Raw genomic sequence first — 18,298 nt, forward strand, 5'->3', positions numbered from 1 at the left:
ATATCCTGCGTACCGCCGTCTGTTGGCAGGGATTGACGCAGCCCGTGCAGGTGGTCTGGCGTCAGGCGCCATTGTCAGTGACCACTTTTGTGCCCGCTTCCGCAGAGAATGTGCCGGCCCAATTGCAGGCGCACACCGATCCTCGTCAACGCCAGATCGATCTTAGCCGGGCGCCGCTGTTTGCTGCTGACATTGCCCACGATCCCACCAGCAATGAATGGCTGTTGGCCCTGAGTCTTCATCATTTAGTCTGTGACCATATGACGTTAGGGCTTATCATTGCCGAAATTATTCAGTTGTTACAGGGGCAGACAGAAACCCTACCGATCCCTCTGCCTTACCGTAACTTTATCGCCCAAACCCTGAGCGTGCCGGTCTCTGTGCATGAGGATTATTTCCGCGCCCGACTCGCTGATGTCGATGCCCCAACAACGCCTTTCGGCCTGCTTAATATACAGGGTGACGGCGAGGATGTGACCGAAGCCCGTTTGCTGCTGGATACCTCGCTGTCGCAGGCGATCCGCATGCAGGCCCGCCGTCTCGGTATCAATCCTGGCGTACTGTTCCACGTGGCCTGGGCCCAGATGTTGGCGCAAACCAGTGGCTGTGACGATGTGGTTTTCGGGACGGTGCTGCTTGGTCGTCTGCAAGGCTCAGCCGGCGCCGATCAGGTGATGGGGATGTTTATCAATACTCTGCCAGTGCGGGTATCCCTGGCTAATCGCAGTGTACTGGAAGTCGTGCGCGCTACCTACCATGATCTGATGGCACTACTGGAACATGAACAGGCCCCCCTGACACTGGCACAGCGCTGTAGCGGCGTGAACCCACCATTACCGCTCTTCAGCGCCCTGCTTAACTACCGCCATAGCCAGCCGGGTACGGCTAATAAGGTCTGGGATGGTATGCGTATGTTGAACGAAAAAATACGTACCAACTATCCGCTGACCCTCTCAGTAGATGATTTGGGAGAAGATTTCAGCCTGCTTGCTCAGGCCATTGCGGGCGTTGAACCTTTGCGGTTGATAAATTACTTGATCACTGCGATCAGCGGACTGGTTGAAGCACTGGCAACTAAACCTGAGCAATCCATTCTGAGCCTGCCGATCCTGCCTGTCGCTGAACGTCAACAGCTATTGGTGGATTTCAATACCACACAAGCGGACTTCCCGCAGGCGGCCCTGATCCATGAGCTGTTTGAGCAACAAGTTAAGCGCACTCCTGACGCCATCGCCGTGGTGTTTGAAGGTCTGTCGCTTAGCTATGGTGAACTGAACCGCCGCGCCAACCGATTGGCCCATCATTTGTTGGCTCTGGGGGTTCAGCCGGATGGTCGGATCGCCATCTGCGTTGATCGCAGTCTGGAGATGGTGGTGGGACTGCTGGCTATTCTTAAATCTGGCGGCACCTATGTACCACTGGATCCGACCTATCCTGTAGAACGCTTGGCTTATATGCTGGCGGATGCCTCTCCCGTAGCGTTACTCACCCAGTCTGCACTGATTGAGGTGCTGGATAGTAATCTGCCTACTGTCATACTCGATGCCCAAGAATTATCTGTTTTTGATAAAGAATCGGAAGAAAACCTTAATGCCCAAGCACTGGGGCTAACTTCACGCCATCTGGCCTATGTGATTTATACTTCTGGCTCCACTGGGCAACCCAAAGGGGTGATGGTTGAGCACCGTAGCTTGTGTAATCTGGTTGATGCGCAAATAAAGGCTCTTAACATTACAGCCGATAGTCGCCTATTGCAGTTTGCTTCTTTCAGTTTCGATGTCTGCATGCAGGAATGTTGTATGGCGCTCCTGACAGGGGCTCGCCTCCAACTCGCTCAACGTACAAAGCTCCTGCCTGGTTCTGAGCTGTTCCATACCCTGAAAGAAAATGCCATTACCCATATGCTTCTGACGCCGACGGCATTAGCTGCATTGGATACAATACCTGCGACATTACAGACCTTGGTCGTGGGCGGCGAGATTTGCTCTCCAACACTGATCAAACGCTGGGCAATAGGAAGACGCATGATCAATGCCTATGGCCCAACGGAAAGTACCGTCTGTGCAACTTTCTACCTATGCAATGCACAAGATGAGAAAGTACCGCCTATCGGCCAGCCTATCGCTAATACCCAAATCTATATTCTGGATACACAGGGTCAGCCGGTGCCTGTCGGTGTCGCCGGTGAGATCCATATCGGTGGGGTCGGCGTGGCTCGCGGTTATCTTAATCGTGCGGAACTGACAGCAGAACGATTTATTCCTGATCTATTCTCAACAGATCCAGATGCCCGGCTATACAAGACGGGTGATCTCGGCCGCTGGCTGCCGGATGGCAATATCGAATACTTGGGCCGTAACGACTTTCAGGTCAAGTTACGCGGCTTCCGTATCGAACTCAGTGAAATCGAAGCGCGTCTCTCTCAGTGTTCAGGAGTACGTGAGACGATCGTTATCGCCCGCGAAGATATCCCCGGTGATAAACGCTTGGTGGCCTATGTCCGGCCTCAATCCGGCGTTGAACTGGTGCCGGCTGAACTGCGCCAGCAACTGGCACAACACCTGGCCGAATACATGCTACCCAGCGCCTTTGTGACACTGGATACCTTCCCGTTCACCCCTAATGGCAAGCTTGATCGCCAGGCACTGCCGGCTCCTGACCAGTCAGCAGTAGTCACCCGTGACTATGAGGCACCCGTCGGTGAACTGGAAACAATACTGGTGCAAATTTGGCAGGAGTTACTGGGCTTGGAGTGTGTCGGCCGTCACGATCACTTCTTTGAGCTCGGTGGTAACTCGCTGATGGCGGTCAGCCTGATTGAACGGTTGCGTGGCTTGGGTCAGGCACTTGATGTGCGCAGTGTTTTCTCCGCTCCTGTGCTTACCGATATGGCTCAGGCGATACAAGCACATCAAGGTAAACCGGTCTTCGTCGTACCGCCTAATCGCATTACCGAAGATTGTACCGTCCTCACCCCAGACTTATTGCCGCTGGTGACGCTGTCCCAGACGGAAATCGACTCGATCGTCGAGACGGTGGTCGGCGGGGCGGTTAATGTACAAGATATCTATCCGCTCGCCCCGTTGCAGGAAGGTATTCTGTTCCATCACCGAATGCAGGAGCAAGGAGATACCTATCTGTTATGCAGTCTGATAACCTTCAACACCCGTGCACGTCTTGATACCTTCCTTGACGCACTGCAACAGGTAATCGACCGCCACGATATCCTGCGTACTGCCATCTGCTGGCAAGGACTAAACCAGCCCGTACAAGTGGTCTGGCGCCAGGCGTCATTACCGGTGAACACCTTTGTACCCACTTCAGAGGGCAATGCGTTAGAGAGTAATGTGTTAGCTCAGTTGCAGGCCCACACCAACCCACGTCTGCGTCGGCTTGATCTCAGTCAGGCACCACTGTTCGCCGCCGATATCTCCCATGACCCGGCTAACCATGAGTGGTTGCTGGCATTGAGCTTCCACCATCTGGTCGGTGATCATATGACTCTGGCACTTATCGTCGATGAAATCCGCCTACTGTTACAAGGGCATACAGAGGAACTATCCAATCCTCTGCCGTACCGTAACTTTATCGCCCAAACCTTGAGCGTACCGGCCTCGGTGCATGAGGATTATTTCCGCGTTCAGCTTGCTGATGTTGATGCCCCTACAGCCCCTTTTGGCCTACTTAATATGCAGAATGACGGAGATGATATTGCTGAAGCCCATTTGCCGCTGGATACCACGCTGGCACAGGCGATCCGCAACCAGTCCCGTCATCTGGGTATCAGCCCGAGTGTACTGTTCCATGTTGCCTGGGCTCAGGTGATGGCACAGACCAGCGGCCGTGACGATGTGGTTTTCGGCACTGTGCTGTTGGGCCGCTTGCAAGGCTCTGCCGGGGCCGATAGAGTAATGGGAATGTTTATCAATACCCTGCCATTGCGGGTATCCCTTGCTGGTCGCAGTGTACTGGAAATGGTGCAGACTACCTATCATGACCTAATGACTCTTCTGGAGCATGAACAAGCTCCTCTGGCGTTGGCTCAGCGTTGTAGTGGTGTAGTTCCACCGATGCCATTGTTCAGTGCCTTACTCAATTATCGCCATAGCCAGCCAGATGCGGCTAATGTGGTCTGGAACGGCATGCGCTTGCTAACTACCGAAGATCGCACCAACTATCCGCTTTCTCTTTCTGTGGATGACCTGGGTGAGGGTTTTAATCTGGTGGTTCAGGCTGTGGCGGGAATTGATTCCGCTCGGGTCGCCAACTACCTGGCTACAGCTATCAGTGGCTTGGTTGATGCCTTGGTAATTGAACCTCAGCGTTCTGTTCTGAGTCTGCCGATCTTACCTGCCGCAGAACGGCAACAGCTACTAGTGGACTTTAATACCACTGAGGTCGACTTCCCACGGAAGGCTTTGATCCATGAGTTGTTTGAGCAACAGGCAGAGCTCGCTCCCGACGCTACCGCTGTGGTGTTCGAAGAATTCTCCATCAGCTACAGTGAACTAAACCGCCGTGCCAACCGACTGGCCCATCATCTGCTTGCCTTGGGCGTACAGCCGGATGACCGGATCGCCATCTGCGTTGAACGTAGCCTGGAGATGATCGTGGGCTTACTGGGCATTCTCAAAGCTGGTGCGGCTTATGTGCCATTGGATCCGGCCTACCCAGCCGAACGGTTGGCCTATATACTCAACGATGCTGAGCCGGTTGTTCTACTTACCCAATCAGCCCTGAGCGAAACGCTGGGCAGCGGCCTGCCTACTGTGCTGCTCGACATCTCAGTTTTTGGCGCTTACGCAGAGAGTAATCCTGATACTCATACACTGGGATTAACCTCACACCACTTGGCGTATGTCATCTACACCTCTGGTTCTACAGGTCATCCTAAAGGGGTAATGGTTGAACACAGGAATATCGTTGCATCCACTTATGCTCGACAATTGACGTATCCGCATTTTGAACGGCTTTTACTCTTGTCTTCAATCGCATTTGACAGTTCCCTCGCCAGTATCTTCGGTACACTCACGCGCGGAGGATGTTTATGCCTTCCAGAACAAGCGATTACTGTCAACCCTACAGCCATTTTGCAGGCTCTACGTCAGAATGACATCAGTTGCCTATTATGTGTGCCATCTTTGGCTCTCAGTCTGTTGCAACTCGCTAATAAAGAAGATATGGCATCCCTCCTAGCCCTCATTGTGGCAGGTGAACGATGCCTGCCTGAACTTCATACTCGAATTGAACAGTTAGAGTTACCTATTGCTCTTTATAACGAGTATGGACCGACAGAAACTACAGTATGGGCCTCGGTTTATCAGGTCATGTCCCACGACTTGTTCAATGTTCCTATCGGCCAGCCAATCGCTAATACTCAGATTTATATTCTGGATACGCAGGATCAGGCTGTGCCGATTGGCGTGGCGGGTGAAATCCATATCGGCGGGGCTGGTGTTACTCGCGGTTATCTTAATCGTCCAGAACTGACGGCAGAACGATTTATTACCGACCCATTCTCAACTACGCCCGGCTCACACATGTATAAAACGGGTGACCTTGGACGTTGGTTGCCCGATGGAAACATCGAATATCTCGGCCGTAACGATTTTCAGGTCAAGTTGCGCGGTTTCCGGATTGAACTCGGTGAAATCGAGGCACAACTTATTCAGTGTCCTGACGTAAGCGAAGCCGTTGTCATCGTTCGTGAAGATATTTCGGGAGAAAAACGTCTGGTGGCCTATCTCCGGCCTCAGTCCGGCGTTGAACTGGTGCCGGCTGAACTGCGCCAACAGCTTGCGCAGCAACTGGCTGAGTTCATGATCCCCAGCGCATTTGTGATGTTGGAGACTTTCCCGCTGACGCCTAACGGCAAACTCGATCGTCAAGCTCTGCCAGCACCTGACCAGTCTGCTGTAGCAACACGTGTCTATGAAGCACCAAAAGGTACATTGGAAACCGCGCTGGCGCTGATCTGGCAAGACCTTCTGGGGCTGGAACGTGTCAGTCGTCATGATCACTTTTTCGAACTCGGAGGTCATTCACTGATGGCCGTCAGCCTGATTGAACGATTGCGTAATGCTGGCTGGTTGCTTGATGTGCGTAGCGTTTTCTCCACACCCGTACTCACCGAGATGGCTCAGATGATACAAGCACATCAGGGCAAACCTGTCTTCGTCGTACCGCCTAATCGCATTACCGAAGATTGCACCACCCTCACCCCCGACCTGCTACCGCTGGTGACGCTGTCTCAAACGGAAATCGATATCATTATCGACACCGTTCCCGGCGGCACGGCCAATGTACAGGATATCTACCCGCTCGCCCCATTACAGGAAGGCATTTTGTTCCACCATCGGTTGCAGGAACAGGGGGACACCTATCTGCTATGCAGCCTAGTGGCCTTCGATACCCGCGAGCGCCTTGACGCTTTCCTTAGTGCCTTGCAACAGGTGATTAGCCGCCACGATATCTTGCGTACCGCTATTTGCTGGCAGGGATTAACGCAGCCTGTTCAAGTAGTTTGGCGTCAGGCCCCACTACCAGTAAATACCTTTGTGCCCACCTCAGAGAACAATGTGTCAGAGGGTAACGTGTTGGCTCAGTTGCAGGCCTACACCGACCCGCGTCAACGCCGGCTAAACCTAAATCAGGCACCGTTGTTTGCCGCCGATATCGCCCATGATCCGGCTAACCGTGAGTGGCTGCTGGCACTGAGTTTCCATCATCTGATCAGCGATCATATGACATTGGAACTGATCGTCTCTGAAATTAATTTGCTGTTGCAGGGACGTGCAGAGACTCTGCCCGTCCCACTACCGTATCGCAACTTTATTGCCCAGACGCTGAGCGTGCCAGCTTCCGTGCATGAAGACTATTTCCGTGCCCGGCTCGCCGATATTGATGCACCAACAGCACCTTTTGGTCTGCTTAATGTTCAGGGTGATGGTAAAGATGTGGCCGAAACCTATTTGAAGCTGGATATCACGCTGGCACGGGAGATCCGCAGTCAAGCTCGCCGTCTGGGCATCAACCCAAGCGTGCTGTTCCATGTCGCCTGGGCTCAAGTGCTGGCACAGACCAGCGGTCGTGATGATGTGGTCTTCGGCTCTGTGCTGCTCGGTCGGTTGCAAGGCTATGCCGGTGCGGATCAGGTAATGGGAATGTTTATCAATACGCTGCCAGTGCGGATATCCCTTGCTGGCATCAGTGTACTGGAAGTGATGCAGGCTACTTACCATGACCTAATGGCGCTATTAGAGCATGAACAAGCTCCTCTGGCGCTGGCTATTCGCTGTAGCGGTGTGACACCACCTATGCCATTATTTAGTGCTCTGCTCAATTACCGCCATAGTCATTCAGGGGCGGCTGATGATAGAGTTTGGAACGGCATGCGTATGCTGACAGCAGAAGAACGCACAAACTATCCATTGACCCTCTCAGTGGATGACTTAGGGGAAGACTTCAGCCTAGTAACTCAGAGCGTCTCGGGGATTGATCCCACCCGACTGGCTAACTACCTGATTACCGCTATCAGCGGCCTGGTTGAAGCTCTGGCTAACGAACCCCAGCGACTTGTTTTGAGCCTGCCGATCCTGCCTGCCGCCGAGCGCCAGCAGTTATTGGTTGATTTCAACTCCACCCAAGCCAACTTCCCGCAGGAAGCCCTGATCCATGAACTGTTTGAGCAACAGGCTATGTTGGCGCCTGACGTTACTGCCGTGGTGTTTGAAGGACAGTCCCTCAGCTACGGCGAACTGAACCGCCGTGCCAACCGGCTGGCCCATCATCTGCTGGCTCTGGGCGTACAGCCGGATGACCGGGTCGCTATTTGCGTTGAGCGCAGTCTGGAGATGGTTGTCGGCTTGCTGGGTATTCTGAAGGCCGGAGCGGCCTACCTGCCGCTTGATCCGGCCTACCCCGCCGAACGTCTGGCCTATATGCTCAGTGATGCGGCACCGGTGGCCCTGCTCACTCAGACTGCCTTGCTGGAAACCTTGGACAGTCACCTGCCTACCGTGGTGCTTGACACCCGTTCGCCGTCTGTCCTTGACGGGGCGCCGGACAGCAACCCTGACAGCCGGGCACGGGGAGTGACCTCACACCATCTGGCGTACGTGATTTACACCTCCGGCTCCACCGGCCAGCCTAAAGGGGTGATGGTGGAACACGCGAACATCATTCGCCTGTTGGCGGCCACGCAGGATTATTTCCAGTTCAATCACAATGATGTCTGGACCCTGTTCCATTCTTTTGCTTTTGATTTCTCGGTATGGGAACTGTGGGGGGCCTTAGCTTACGGCGGCCGGCTGGTTATCGTACCGGCAGCCTGTGCCCGTTCGCCACAGGCATTTTATGCCCTGTTGTGCCACGAACGCGTGACGGTGCTGAACCAGACACCGAGTGCTTTCCGCCAGCTTATCCCTGCCCAGAATGACACCGCACATGCCCTGCGCTGCATTATCTTCGGCGGGGAGGCGCTGGAATTACCATCGCTGGCACCGTGGATCGCAAATAACCCTATCAGCCAGACCCGGCTGATGAATATGTACGGCATCACCGAGATCACCGTCCATGCTACCTATCGGGAACTCACCGAGGATGATATCACCGGGGGGCGTGGCAGCCTGATTGGCCAGCCGTTACCTGACTTGCGCGCCTACCTTCTTGACCCTCATGGCCAGCCGGTGCCCCTCGGCGTAACCGGCGAGCTTTATATCGGCGGGGCCGGTGTGACCCGCGGTTATCTTAACCGTCCGGCACTGACAGCAGAGCGTTTTATTCCCGACCCGTTCTCCACCGCCCCGGATGCCCGTTTGTACAAGACCGGCGACCTCGGCCGCTGGCTGCCCGACGGCAATATCGAATACCTCGGCCGTAACGACTTTCAGGTCAAACTGCGCGGTTTCCGTATTGAGCTGGGGGAAATTGAAGCGCGCCTGACTCAGTGTCCGGGAGTTCAGGAAGCGGCTGTTATCGCCCGCGAAGATATCCCCGGTGACAAACGTCTGGTGGCCTATCTCCGGCCGCAGTCCGGTATTGAACTGGTGCCAGCGGATTTACGTCAGCAACTGGCTCAACATCTGGCTGACTACATGCTGCCCAGTGCCTTTGTGATGCTAGAGGCCTTCCCGCTGACCCCGAACGGCAAGCTCGATCGCAAGGTGCTGCCTGCCCCAGATCAGTCAGCCATTGTGGCACGGGGCTATGCGTCTCCGCAGGGTGAGGTTGAAACCATGCTGGCGCAGATCTGGCAAGACCTGCTGGGGCTGGAACGTGTCGGGCGTCATGACAATTTCTTCGAGTTAGGTGGTCATTCGTTGTTAGCTGTGCAATTGCTGAACTACATAAGTGAACAAGGCATGGAAGTGTCGTTGACTACTTTATTCTCTCATCCAACATTATGTGATTTGGCGCTGGCTATTAACGACAAGTCAAACAAACCAAGTTCACCTTTTGTAGCAAATCCCGTGCCGTTAAGCCCTAAAGGCAGTCTATCGCCATTATTCCTGGTACACGAGACCACAGGTGACCCGCTGGTTTATTCACTATTGGCGACTTTGCTGCCGTCGGAACTGCCCGTCTATGGGTTACAGGCACTTGGCCTCCATACACTAGAGAAGCCTCCGACTTCCATTGAAGAACTTGCCGCTTACCATGTTCAAGCCATTCGTCGAGTTCAACCTCACGGCCCTTATCATCTCGCAGGTTGGTCAATTGGGGGCGTTATTGTTTATGAGATGGCCTTGCAACTGATGAGCAGCGGTGAAGAAGTCAAGTACCTTGGTATGATCGATTCCTACAATTTAAGTGGACTCAAAATTGATACTGAAAGTGGACATAATATTGATGCCAATAAATCTGTAAATGATACGCAGAAAGATATCAATACGATTATTGAATATCTGCGTGATCATATAGACGTTATTGATAAACATGATTTGGATAAGCTTTATGACTTCAATGACATGGACAAACTCTTTACCTTTTGTGAGGAACACCAATGGCTACCAACCGGTATTACAAAAGAGGATATCCTCCTTCGTATTTATACTCAGAGAGCCATTTTACAATTTGGTCAAAAATATATTGCTCCCGCTTCATCTTTACCCATCCATCTCTATACAGCAGATAATTTACCTGCTGAGTATGACTCTTGGCGTGGCTGGCGCAATATCGTTGGAGAGAATTCTGTACTCCATCCTATTGGTGGGACTCATAACTCCATCATGCAACAGCCTTTGCTCAACCAAGTGGCTGATTTGATCACTGAGCACTTGTTGCCCACAACTTACACCCCGAATATCATCATCCAAAATGGGGCCAAGTCTATTCCGCCACTTTTCTGTATTCCTGGAGCAGGTGCCAGCGCTTCCGGTTTTATCGCGTTGGCATTGTCCCTTCCACCGAAGCTACCTGTACACGCTTTGCAGTCTCGTGGCCTGATAGATGCGCATCTTCCTCCTTATATTAGCGTTGAAAGTACGGCTCACGCTTATATTCAGGCAATCCGTCAAACACAGCCTCATGGCCCCTATCACCTGCTAGGACATTCCTTCGGTGGTTGGATAGCCTTTGAGATCGCGTTGCAACTACAGGCGCAAGGAGAAAAGGTCACCGATCTCATACTCGTTGATACCAGTGCTCCTGATCCGCAGGACAGTGTTCCTAAAGCTGTCGGCCGGATTGAAACGCTAATGAAGTTGATCGATATCTACAACATGATACTGACTCAGCCATTACCGTTTACCAGACAAGACTTCGAAAATCAGGAACCGAATGAACAGATTCGCTCTCTGTTTCAAGGCTTGGTGAATGCTGGCATTTTTCCAGAGAATGCGAATACATCTCTGTTGCAAGGTGTTGTCCAAGTTATGCAAGCCAATCTGAACACGAGTTATGCACCACATACCAGCTATAAGGGCCTTGTTCATCTGATTAACGCCAAAGAAGGAGATATTGATGAAACAGAAACTCACGAGAAAATGTGGCGTAGGCATGTTACTCAGCTAAGTACAATAATCGCACCTGGTAATCACATGACCATGCTGTCTAGCCCACAAGTTAATCAGCTTGCTACTTTACTGTGGGAAAAATTGGATTATGTTAGCGCTAATTTCGAGGGTTTGTTCATGAAGTAGAATAACCAGATTTTGTTACCTTAAGCCAGCCTTACGGGGCTGGCATTTTCTCATCCTTTATCAGTCTGGCTTTCAGGTGTAGTCGTATGGAAATTTGCTTCCCTGGATTAGACGAGGTTTAGTGTGACACCCGTCAGAAGGGATAAATACACTATGTTTAACGCCAGATTACGTACAGAATTTATGGATTATAAATGAACACTTCGACAATTAAACAACCGACCTATCGGATCTTACTCCCACTGTTATACCGTTCACGCTGGGCACTTGCCATTGCCGTTTTTGCCAGCATTGCGAATGGTATTTCCAGCGTTTCTTTGATCACATTAATCAATCAAGCAGTGACAACCTCCAACGATAACTATTCCTCGCTCGCTTGGTATTTCGGTATTCTGGCTGTGCTGGCTATTGCCTGCCGCATATTGAGTGGCGTGATTTTCGCTAAACTGAGCCAGAATACGATGGCAAAGATGCGCGAACTCATCTCAGAACGTGTTACCCGTGCGCCCTTCCGTCAGATTGAGGTGCTTGGTGCTTCTCGCGCTCAATCCATCATCACCGACGACGCAACCAATGTATCATTGTTATTCTTCACTCTGCCCAATATCGTGATGCAAGGTTCAATTGTATTGGGCTGCCTGGGTTATCTGGCATGGTTGTCGTGGCCCGTATTTTTCTTAGCGCTGGCTATAGTCATCATTGGTTCACTCGGTTATAGCCTCGGCGGAACCAAAGCGATTAACTCATTCAACGCAGCGGGCAAAGCACAAGATCGCCTATTCAACCATTTCAACGCCTTATTCTCTGGCGCAAAAGAGTTAAAGTTACACTTCTCACGTACTCAGGCTTTCTTCACTAACTCCCTTGGTCGTGAAATTGATGCAGTACGCCAGCATCGCACCCGTGCTTTCGGTGTTTATGCCTTCGGTGCTGGCTGGATACTCTTTTTATTCTATGTGTTTTTGGGGCTGGTGATATTCGCCCCGACGGTAATACCGGGCCTCGAAGTCACGACACTCGCTGGTTATGTGATTATATTTCTGTTTATGTTGATGCCATTAGACGGTTTGTTAAACAGTATTCCAGCACTGAATGCTGCACGTGTATCACTAAATCGCATTGGAAATGTATTATCAGAGCTGAATGAGCAAGATCCATTTACCCGGCAGATTTCTGCTAATGAATTCGGTGAAGCGACTTTACTGCGCCTGTCTGGCCTGACCCACAGTTATTATCGAGAGCAGGAAGATAAGGTATTCCAACTCGGTCCAATCGATATGAAACTCAAACGAGGTGAAATTACTTTTTTGATTGGCGGTAACGGCAGTGGCAAAACGACGCTCGCCAAGTTGCTGGTCGGGCTCTACACACCAGAAAACGGCACCATTACCGTTGATGGACATGTGATCACTGACAACAACAGAGCCAACTATCGTCAACTATTCTCGGCGGTTTTCTCCGATTTCCATCTCTTCGAAACATTGATAGGTTTGAGCGATACCGATTCGGCATTGGATTCACGTGCTAATGCATTACTCACTAAACTACATTTGGATCACAAGGTAAAGATTAAAAATGGCTGTTTTTCAACGCGCGATTTGTCACTGGGGCAACGAAAACGTCTTGCTCTGGTGGTAGCCTATTTGGAAGATCGGCCATTCTATCTGTTCGATGAATGGGCCGCTGATCAGGACCCGCTGTTTAAGACGGTGTTCTATCAGGAGCTATTACCCGAGTTGGCTGCGCGCGGTAAAGCCGTACTGGCTATCACCCATGACGATCGTTTCTTTCACTTAGCCGATCATTGTATCAAGCTGGAAAGTGGTCGACTCCTTGTCAATAAGGAGCAAATGGTAATAGCTCAATAACATTGTTGGATTAAGTGTTGGTATATTACGTTTTAAGAACGTCAAATTTCAGGAGCACAGGATATGTAACAGTGATAGTTCAGCTAGGTTATAGGGGCTGTAATGAGATGGCCTCCCCCACCCTGTAGCAGTAAATTGACAGTGTGTTTTTCTTTTAGAAGAGGCCATCATCATGAACAGTACAACTCTTATCGGTATTGATCTGGGTAAACATACTTTCCACCTGCACTGTCAGGATAAAAATGGAAAAGCGCTTTATCGTAAGAAAATGACCCGAACCAAGCTTCTTGAGTTTCTGAACGTGACTCCTTGCGCAACCGTCGTCATGGCGGCTTGTGCCGGTGCACATTTCATGGCGCGAAAAATCGCAGCATTAGGCCATGAGACTAAATTGATCTCACCTCAATTTGTCCGGCCGTTTGTCAAAAGCAACAAAAACGATTTCATTGATGCCGAAACTATTTATGAAGGCACTGTTGCAAATAAAGTTGTAAGTTTGAATCAGCTCCGATTAAAAATCGTTATAGACCAAATACGCTATTCACTAGACGTCCTTCGCCTAAAGGATGACCATAATAAAATATTTCGGCTTGCCCTTTGCGTAATGCCCGCATCACTTCAATCCCTTTAAGAGTTGCATACGCTGTTTTTAACGTTTTGAAACCTAACACTGGGTTAATGCTCCGCTTCAATTTACCATCGTCACATTCAATTCCGTTGTTGTGGTATTTTATTTGCCGATGATTAACGTGAGATGGGCATTTTCCCTCATGTTTTAGCAACGCTATAGTGCACGCGCATAGGTAGGTGCTTTATCTGTATTAATCGTTTTAGGGATTTGCCATTGCTTAACACGATTGAAAATTTTGCCTGGAAATCGATAGGCCGCTTTCGTGTTATGGCGAGGCGAAAGATAAAAATCAAGAGTATGTCCGCGACTATCAATAGCACGATAAAGATAAGTCCATTTTCCATTGACTTTGATATAAGTTTCATCCAGATGCCAAGCGTTATAACCTGAAGGATTGCGCCAATACCAACGTAGGCGTTTTTCTATTTCGGGGGCATACCGCTGTACCCAGCGATAAATTGTTGAATGAGCGACATTGACACCACGTTCAGCCAGCATCTCTTGAAGTTCACGATAGCTGATACCCTATTTGCAATACCATCGCACCGCCCACAAAATGATAATGCCCGTAAAATGGCGACCTTTGAATGCTTTCATACCGTGAACTCCGATCGATAATGACTTAACTGAGCATATCAATTTCCTAAACTTTGCAACAGTGCCGGCTCATGTCCATCGCAGGCATCGTGGTTTGTGCCGCCCAGACGGGAGAAACAATGCTCAGAGAAATTGCGGTAGCGATAATAAGTTTTTTCATGATGTCGTTCCATTTAAGTCAAAAAAGTTCGGGTGTCAGACGCTTTCCTTTTGTAGGCTCCCGTCCTGATGTCACTGATTATAAAGTGATGATTCTGTTGATGGTGTGACCGGGTAGTGACAAGTTTGTCATTTACCGATTGAAAAATGACAAAGACAGCACCTGATAGCAGGTGCATGCTTATTATGAATTAAGGCGAGGGAGTAATAGTGTAAAGCGGGTAGATACTGAATCAGAGGCAACGCTTATCTGACCCTGATGGGCCAGTATTATCGATTTAACGATGGCAAGTCCGATACCACTCCCTTCGCTCTTTCTCTGTCTGGACGGATCTACACGATAAAACCGGTCGAAAAGCCGTGGTAAGTGCTCCGGGGGAACCGGAGTTCCGGGGTTTTCAACGGTAAGTTCAACCCATTCTCCAGATACACGAATATGTACTGTTACTGACCTGCCTGCCGGAGTATAGCGGATAGCATTGGATAATAGATTATTAATGGCACGGCGGAGCATTAGCTGGTCTCCCTCAACCAGGCAGGACTGGCCTTCAAGCTTCAGACCGACTTCCCGCTCTTCGGCCCAGGCTTCGAAAAACTCGAAAACCTTGATGGTTTCTGCCTGGAGATCCAGCGGCATTTGCTCCGGGATAAGCTGATTATTATCCGCCTGGGCGAGGAACAGCATGTCGCTGACCATTTTTGCCATCCGGTTGTATTCTTCGAGACTGGAATAGAGAACATCTTCAAGCTCTTTTTCTGTTCGCTGCTGGCTTAAGGCGATCTCAGTCTGGGTGACAAGATTAGTGATTGGTGTTCTGATTTCATGGGCAATATCGGCGGAGAAATTCGCTTGTCGGGTGAATACGCCCTCAATGCGTGCAATCATACTGTTAAAGGATATAACCAATTGTTCGAGTTCAATCGGTACGCGTTCCGGATCAAGGCGTACACCCAAATTATCCGAAGTAATATTCTTGATTTTCATGCTGACGTTACGTAAAGGTTGGTGACCTTTGTGCACTGCAAAATAAACTGTGAGAATAATCAACAGGCTCATCACTGAAGCAATTAACAGCAGGTTGTATTTCAAAGCATCAAGATAGTGAAGATGGAAATCAATGGAAAGCGCTATCAGCAGCGAATCATTTTTTATTTTTGCGTGAGCAGGTGAATTAACGGAGGATGCCATAATACGCCATGATGTCTGGCTCATACTGGTGTCACCACTGGTATGCATATTATGTGCGCTTTGATTACCAGACCACAGGAACACTTCACCAGAGGTTTGAGCTTTGATAAAGCTGGTTGTCTTTAATACTGGAATGAGTTCAGGCCCGTCAGGCGAACTGTAAATAATCCTGTTTTCCGGATTGAGAAATAAGACAGATATATGTTGGTAGCTGGTAAGCACGGCACTTACCTTATTTATTTTTTGCTGTTCAGATTCCCCGGGATGTTCAAGTATCGTCGTAAGAGTTGTGTTGATTTGTTTAAGACTTTTAATATCTTGTTCGGCAAAGTGATTTTGTACTGAAATTAGCATGATCCCGGCAAAAGCTGCAAAAGTAATTATTGTTGCAAGGCTGATAAGGAAGGTGAGTCGTATTTCAAGAGAAAAAGGTCTGCGCTTCCCGTTAATCTTCATCAGGTACCTCAAGCACATAACCGACACCGCGCACTGTCTGAATGAGCTTTGGCTCAAAATCATTGTCTATTTTCGCCCGTAGCCGTTTGACAGCAACATCAATGGCATTGGTATCGCTGTCAAAGTTCATGTCCCAGACCTGCGAAGCGATGAGTGAACGGGGGAGCACTTCACCCTTATGGCGGATAAAAAACTCCAGAAGGGTAAATTCCTTACTGGTTAGCGTAATACGCGAGCCAGTGCGACTCACTTTTCGCGAGACCAGGTCAATCGTTAAGTCTGCTACCTGAAACTGACTTTCTGCAATGACCGCTGCACCGCGACGCAGAAGAGTTCTGACACGGGCCAACAGTTCTGCAAAGGCAAAGGGTTTAACCAGATAATCGTCAGCGCCGAGCTCAAGACCCTTAACCCGATGTTCAATGGTACCGAGTGCCGTCAGCAAAAGAATTGGCATCCCCTTATTGGCAGTGCGTAACATTCGGACAATATCCCAGCCATTAACATCGGGTAGCATAATATCCAGAACGATAAGATCATATTCAGCAGTCATCGCATAATGGTATCCAGTTAGTCCGTTATCGGCTAAATCCACCACGAAACCCGCTTCAGTAAGGCCCTTGCTAAGGTACTCACCGGTTTTAACCTCATCTTCGACAATCAGTATTTTCATTTCCCCTCCGGATATCGGGTGTTTGCCAGCCATTCTAGTTCGCGGGATGCCAATATCAACGACTGAAACCGATAATGACAGCTTTGTCATTATCCTGTCACTGTGCAAACAGAGTGTCCCGGCTAATGTATCCCCAGTCATCATCTGGATTTTATTAGCCGTATTTTACCGGGCGAGCCTGGACGGGAAGCAATATGTTCAAATTAAAACTACTGGCGGTCAGTACCGTGTTTGTTCTGGCAGGGTGTGTCTCACTGGCACCAGACTACCAGCGCCCTGAACTTCCTGTACCTCAGCAGTTCTCACTTTCCCGAAATAGCCTTGTTCCGGCGACGACTGGCTATCAGGACACGGGCTGGAGAACCTTTTTTGTTGATCCTCAGGTCAGGCGTTTTATTGATGAAGCGTTACGTAATAACCCTGACCTGAAAATGGCCACCCTGAAAGTACAGGAGGCTAGTGCACAGTATAACGTGACTGATGCTGACAGATATCCACAACTGAGTGCATCTTCGGATATCAGTTACCGGGGAAGCCTGAAAGGCGATAGCGGCATGACGAAGGAGTATGATGCCGGACTGGATCTGAGCTTTGCTCTGGACTTCTTTGGCAAGCTGAAAAACATGAGCGAAGCCGATCGTCAGAACTACATTGCCAGTAAAGAGGCGCAACGGGGTGTACATATACTGTTGATTTCTAATGTCTCGCAAAATTATTACAACCAGCGTCTGGCTCAGGAGCAATTGAAAATAGCCAAAGAGACGTTGCAGAATTATCAGCAATCCTATGCGTTTGTCGAGCAACAGCTCGTCACTGGCAGCACAAATGTGCTGGCTCTTGAGCAGGCTCGTGGACTTATTGAAAGCACCCGCGCTGACATCGCGAATCGGGAAGGGCAACTTGCCCAGGCTAATAACGCACTTCAGCTACTGTTGGGCACCTATAACACTTTCCCCGATAATAAATTTGAGCACGAAAAAGATCTTAATCCGGTTAAATTACCACCAAATTTATCCTCCGATGTCCTGTTACAGAGACCGGATATTATGGAGGCTGAGCATCAGTTGAGAGCGGCTGATGCCAATATCGGTGTGGCTCGGGCAGCGTTTTTTCCTTCAATTAGCCTGACAAGCGGCATTTCTGGCAGCAGTACGGAGCTCTCGAATCTGTTTACTCCCTCAAGCGGCATGTGGAGCTTTGTACCCAAAATTGAGATCCCTATTTTTAATGCAGGTCGCAATCAGGCCAATCTGACACTGGCTAACGTTCGTCAGCAACAGTCGGTGGTGAACTATGAGCAAAAAATCCAGACGGCGTTTAAGGACGTTTCTGACGCATTGTCACTCCGTGACAGCATTAGCGGGCAAATTATCGCTCAACAACGCTACCTTGAGTCTCTCCGGATAACCCTGCAGCGTGCCCGAGGGTTATATTCCAGTGGTGCGGTAAGTTATATTGAAGTGCTGGATGCTGAGCGTACTTTATTTTCAACCCAACAAACGATTCTTGACCTTAAATATTCCCAACAGGTAAACGAGATAAAACTCTTCACAGCGCTTGGCGGCGGCTGGGCTGAGTAATAAC

General features: G+C 50.0%; 5 protein-coding genes and 2 pseudogenes. 4 read left to right on the plus strand and 3 right to left on the minus strand.

What is annotated here, in order from left to right:
* The 3 genes and pseudogenes from H8A87_RS02520 to H8A87_RS02530 all read left to right on the plus strand — a co-directional run.
* A partial coding sequence (locus tag H8A87_RS02520) for an amino acid adenylation domain-containing protein (protein WP_198688436.1) occupies positions 1-11,141 on the plus strand: 11,141 nt, incomplete at its 5' end.
* A 194-nt stretch (positions 11,142-11,335) separates the two neighbouring features.
* On the plus strand, positions 11,336-13,009 hold the full coding sequence (locus tag H8A87_RS02525) for a cyclic peptide export ABC transporter (RefSeq protein WP_198688437.1): 1,674 nt from the start codon (positions 11,336-11,338) through the stop codon (positions 13,007-13,009).
* A gap of 172 nt (positions 13,010-13,181) precedes the next feature.
* Positions 13,182-13,478, plus strand: a pseudogene (locus H8A87_RS02530) (IS110 family transposase); the annotation flags it as partial.
* Between the two features lie 52 nt (positions 13,479-13,530).
* On the opposite strand, the pseudogene H8A87_RS02535 reads toward H8A87_RS02530, so the two are convergent.
* The 3 genes and pseudogenes from H8A87_RS02535 to H8A87_RS02545 form a co-directional block, all read right to left on the minus strand.
* Positions 13,531-14,237, minus strand: a pseudogene (locus H8A87_RS02535) (IS6 family transposase).
* 343 nt (positions 14,238-14,580) lie between these two features.
* Positions 14,581-16,041 carry a Cu(+)/Ag(+) sensor histidine kinase gene (locus tag H8A87_RS02540; RefSeq protein ID WP_198688438.1) on the minus strand — a complete coding sequence of 487 codons (1,461 nt, stop codon included), beginning with the start codon at positions 16,039-16,041 and terminating at the stop codon, positions 14,581-14,583.
* Positions 16,031-16,714 (minus strand): copper/silver response regulator transcription factor, encoded by a 684-nt coding sequence (locus H8A87_RS02545; RefSeq protein ID WP_198688439.1) that lies wholly within the window; start codon positions 16,712-16,714, stop codon positions 16,031-16,033. Before H8A87_RS02545 ends, H8A87_RS02540 begins: the two co-directional genes overlap by 11 nt.
* 194 nt (positions 16,715-16,908) lie before the next feature.
* Between H8A87_RS02545 and H8A87_RS02550 the strand changes: the two genes are divergently transcribed.
* Positions 16,909-18,294, plus strand: coding sequence for an efflux transporter outer membrane subunit (locus tag H8A87_RS02550; RefSeq protein WP_198688440.1), 1,386 nt, complete (start codon positions 16,909-16,911; stop codon positions 18,292-18,294).
* Positions 18,295-18,298 lie beyond the last annotated feature (4 nt).

It is taken from the genome of Xenorhabdus lircayensis (genome assembly GCF_016306625.1).
GTDB lineage: Bacteria > Pseudomonadota > Gammaproteobacteria > Enterobacterales > Enterobacteriaceae > Xenorhabdus > Xenorhabdus lircayensis.

What these genes read in the sequence shown, in the direction of transcription:
- H8A87_RS02545 (WP_198688439.1), bottom strand. Translation starts at nt 16,714, where the DNA reads ATGAAAATACTGATTGTCGAAGATGAGGTTAAAACCGGTGAGTACCTT.
- H8A87_RS02525 (WP_198688437.1), top strand. Translation starts at nt 11,336, where the DNA reads ATGAACACTTCGACAATTAAACAACCGACCTATCGGATCTTACTCCCA.
- H8A87_RS02540 (WP_198688438.1), bottom strand. Translation starts at nt 16,041, where the DNA reads ATGAAGATTAACGGGAAGCGCAGACCTTTTTCTCTTGAAATACGACTC.
- H8A87_RS02550 (WP_198688440.1), top strand. Translation starts at nt 16,909, where the DNA reads ATGTTCAAATTAAAACTACTGGCGGTCAGTACCGTGTTTGTTCTGGCA.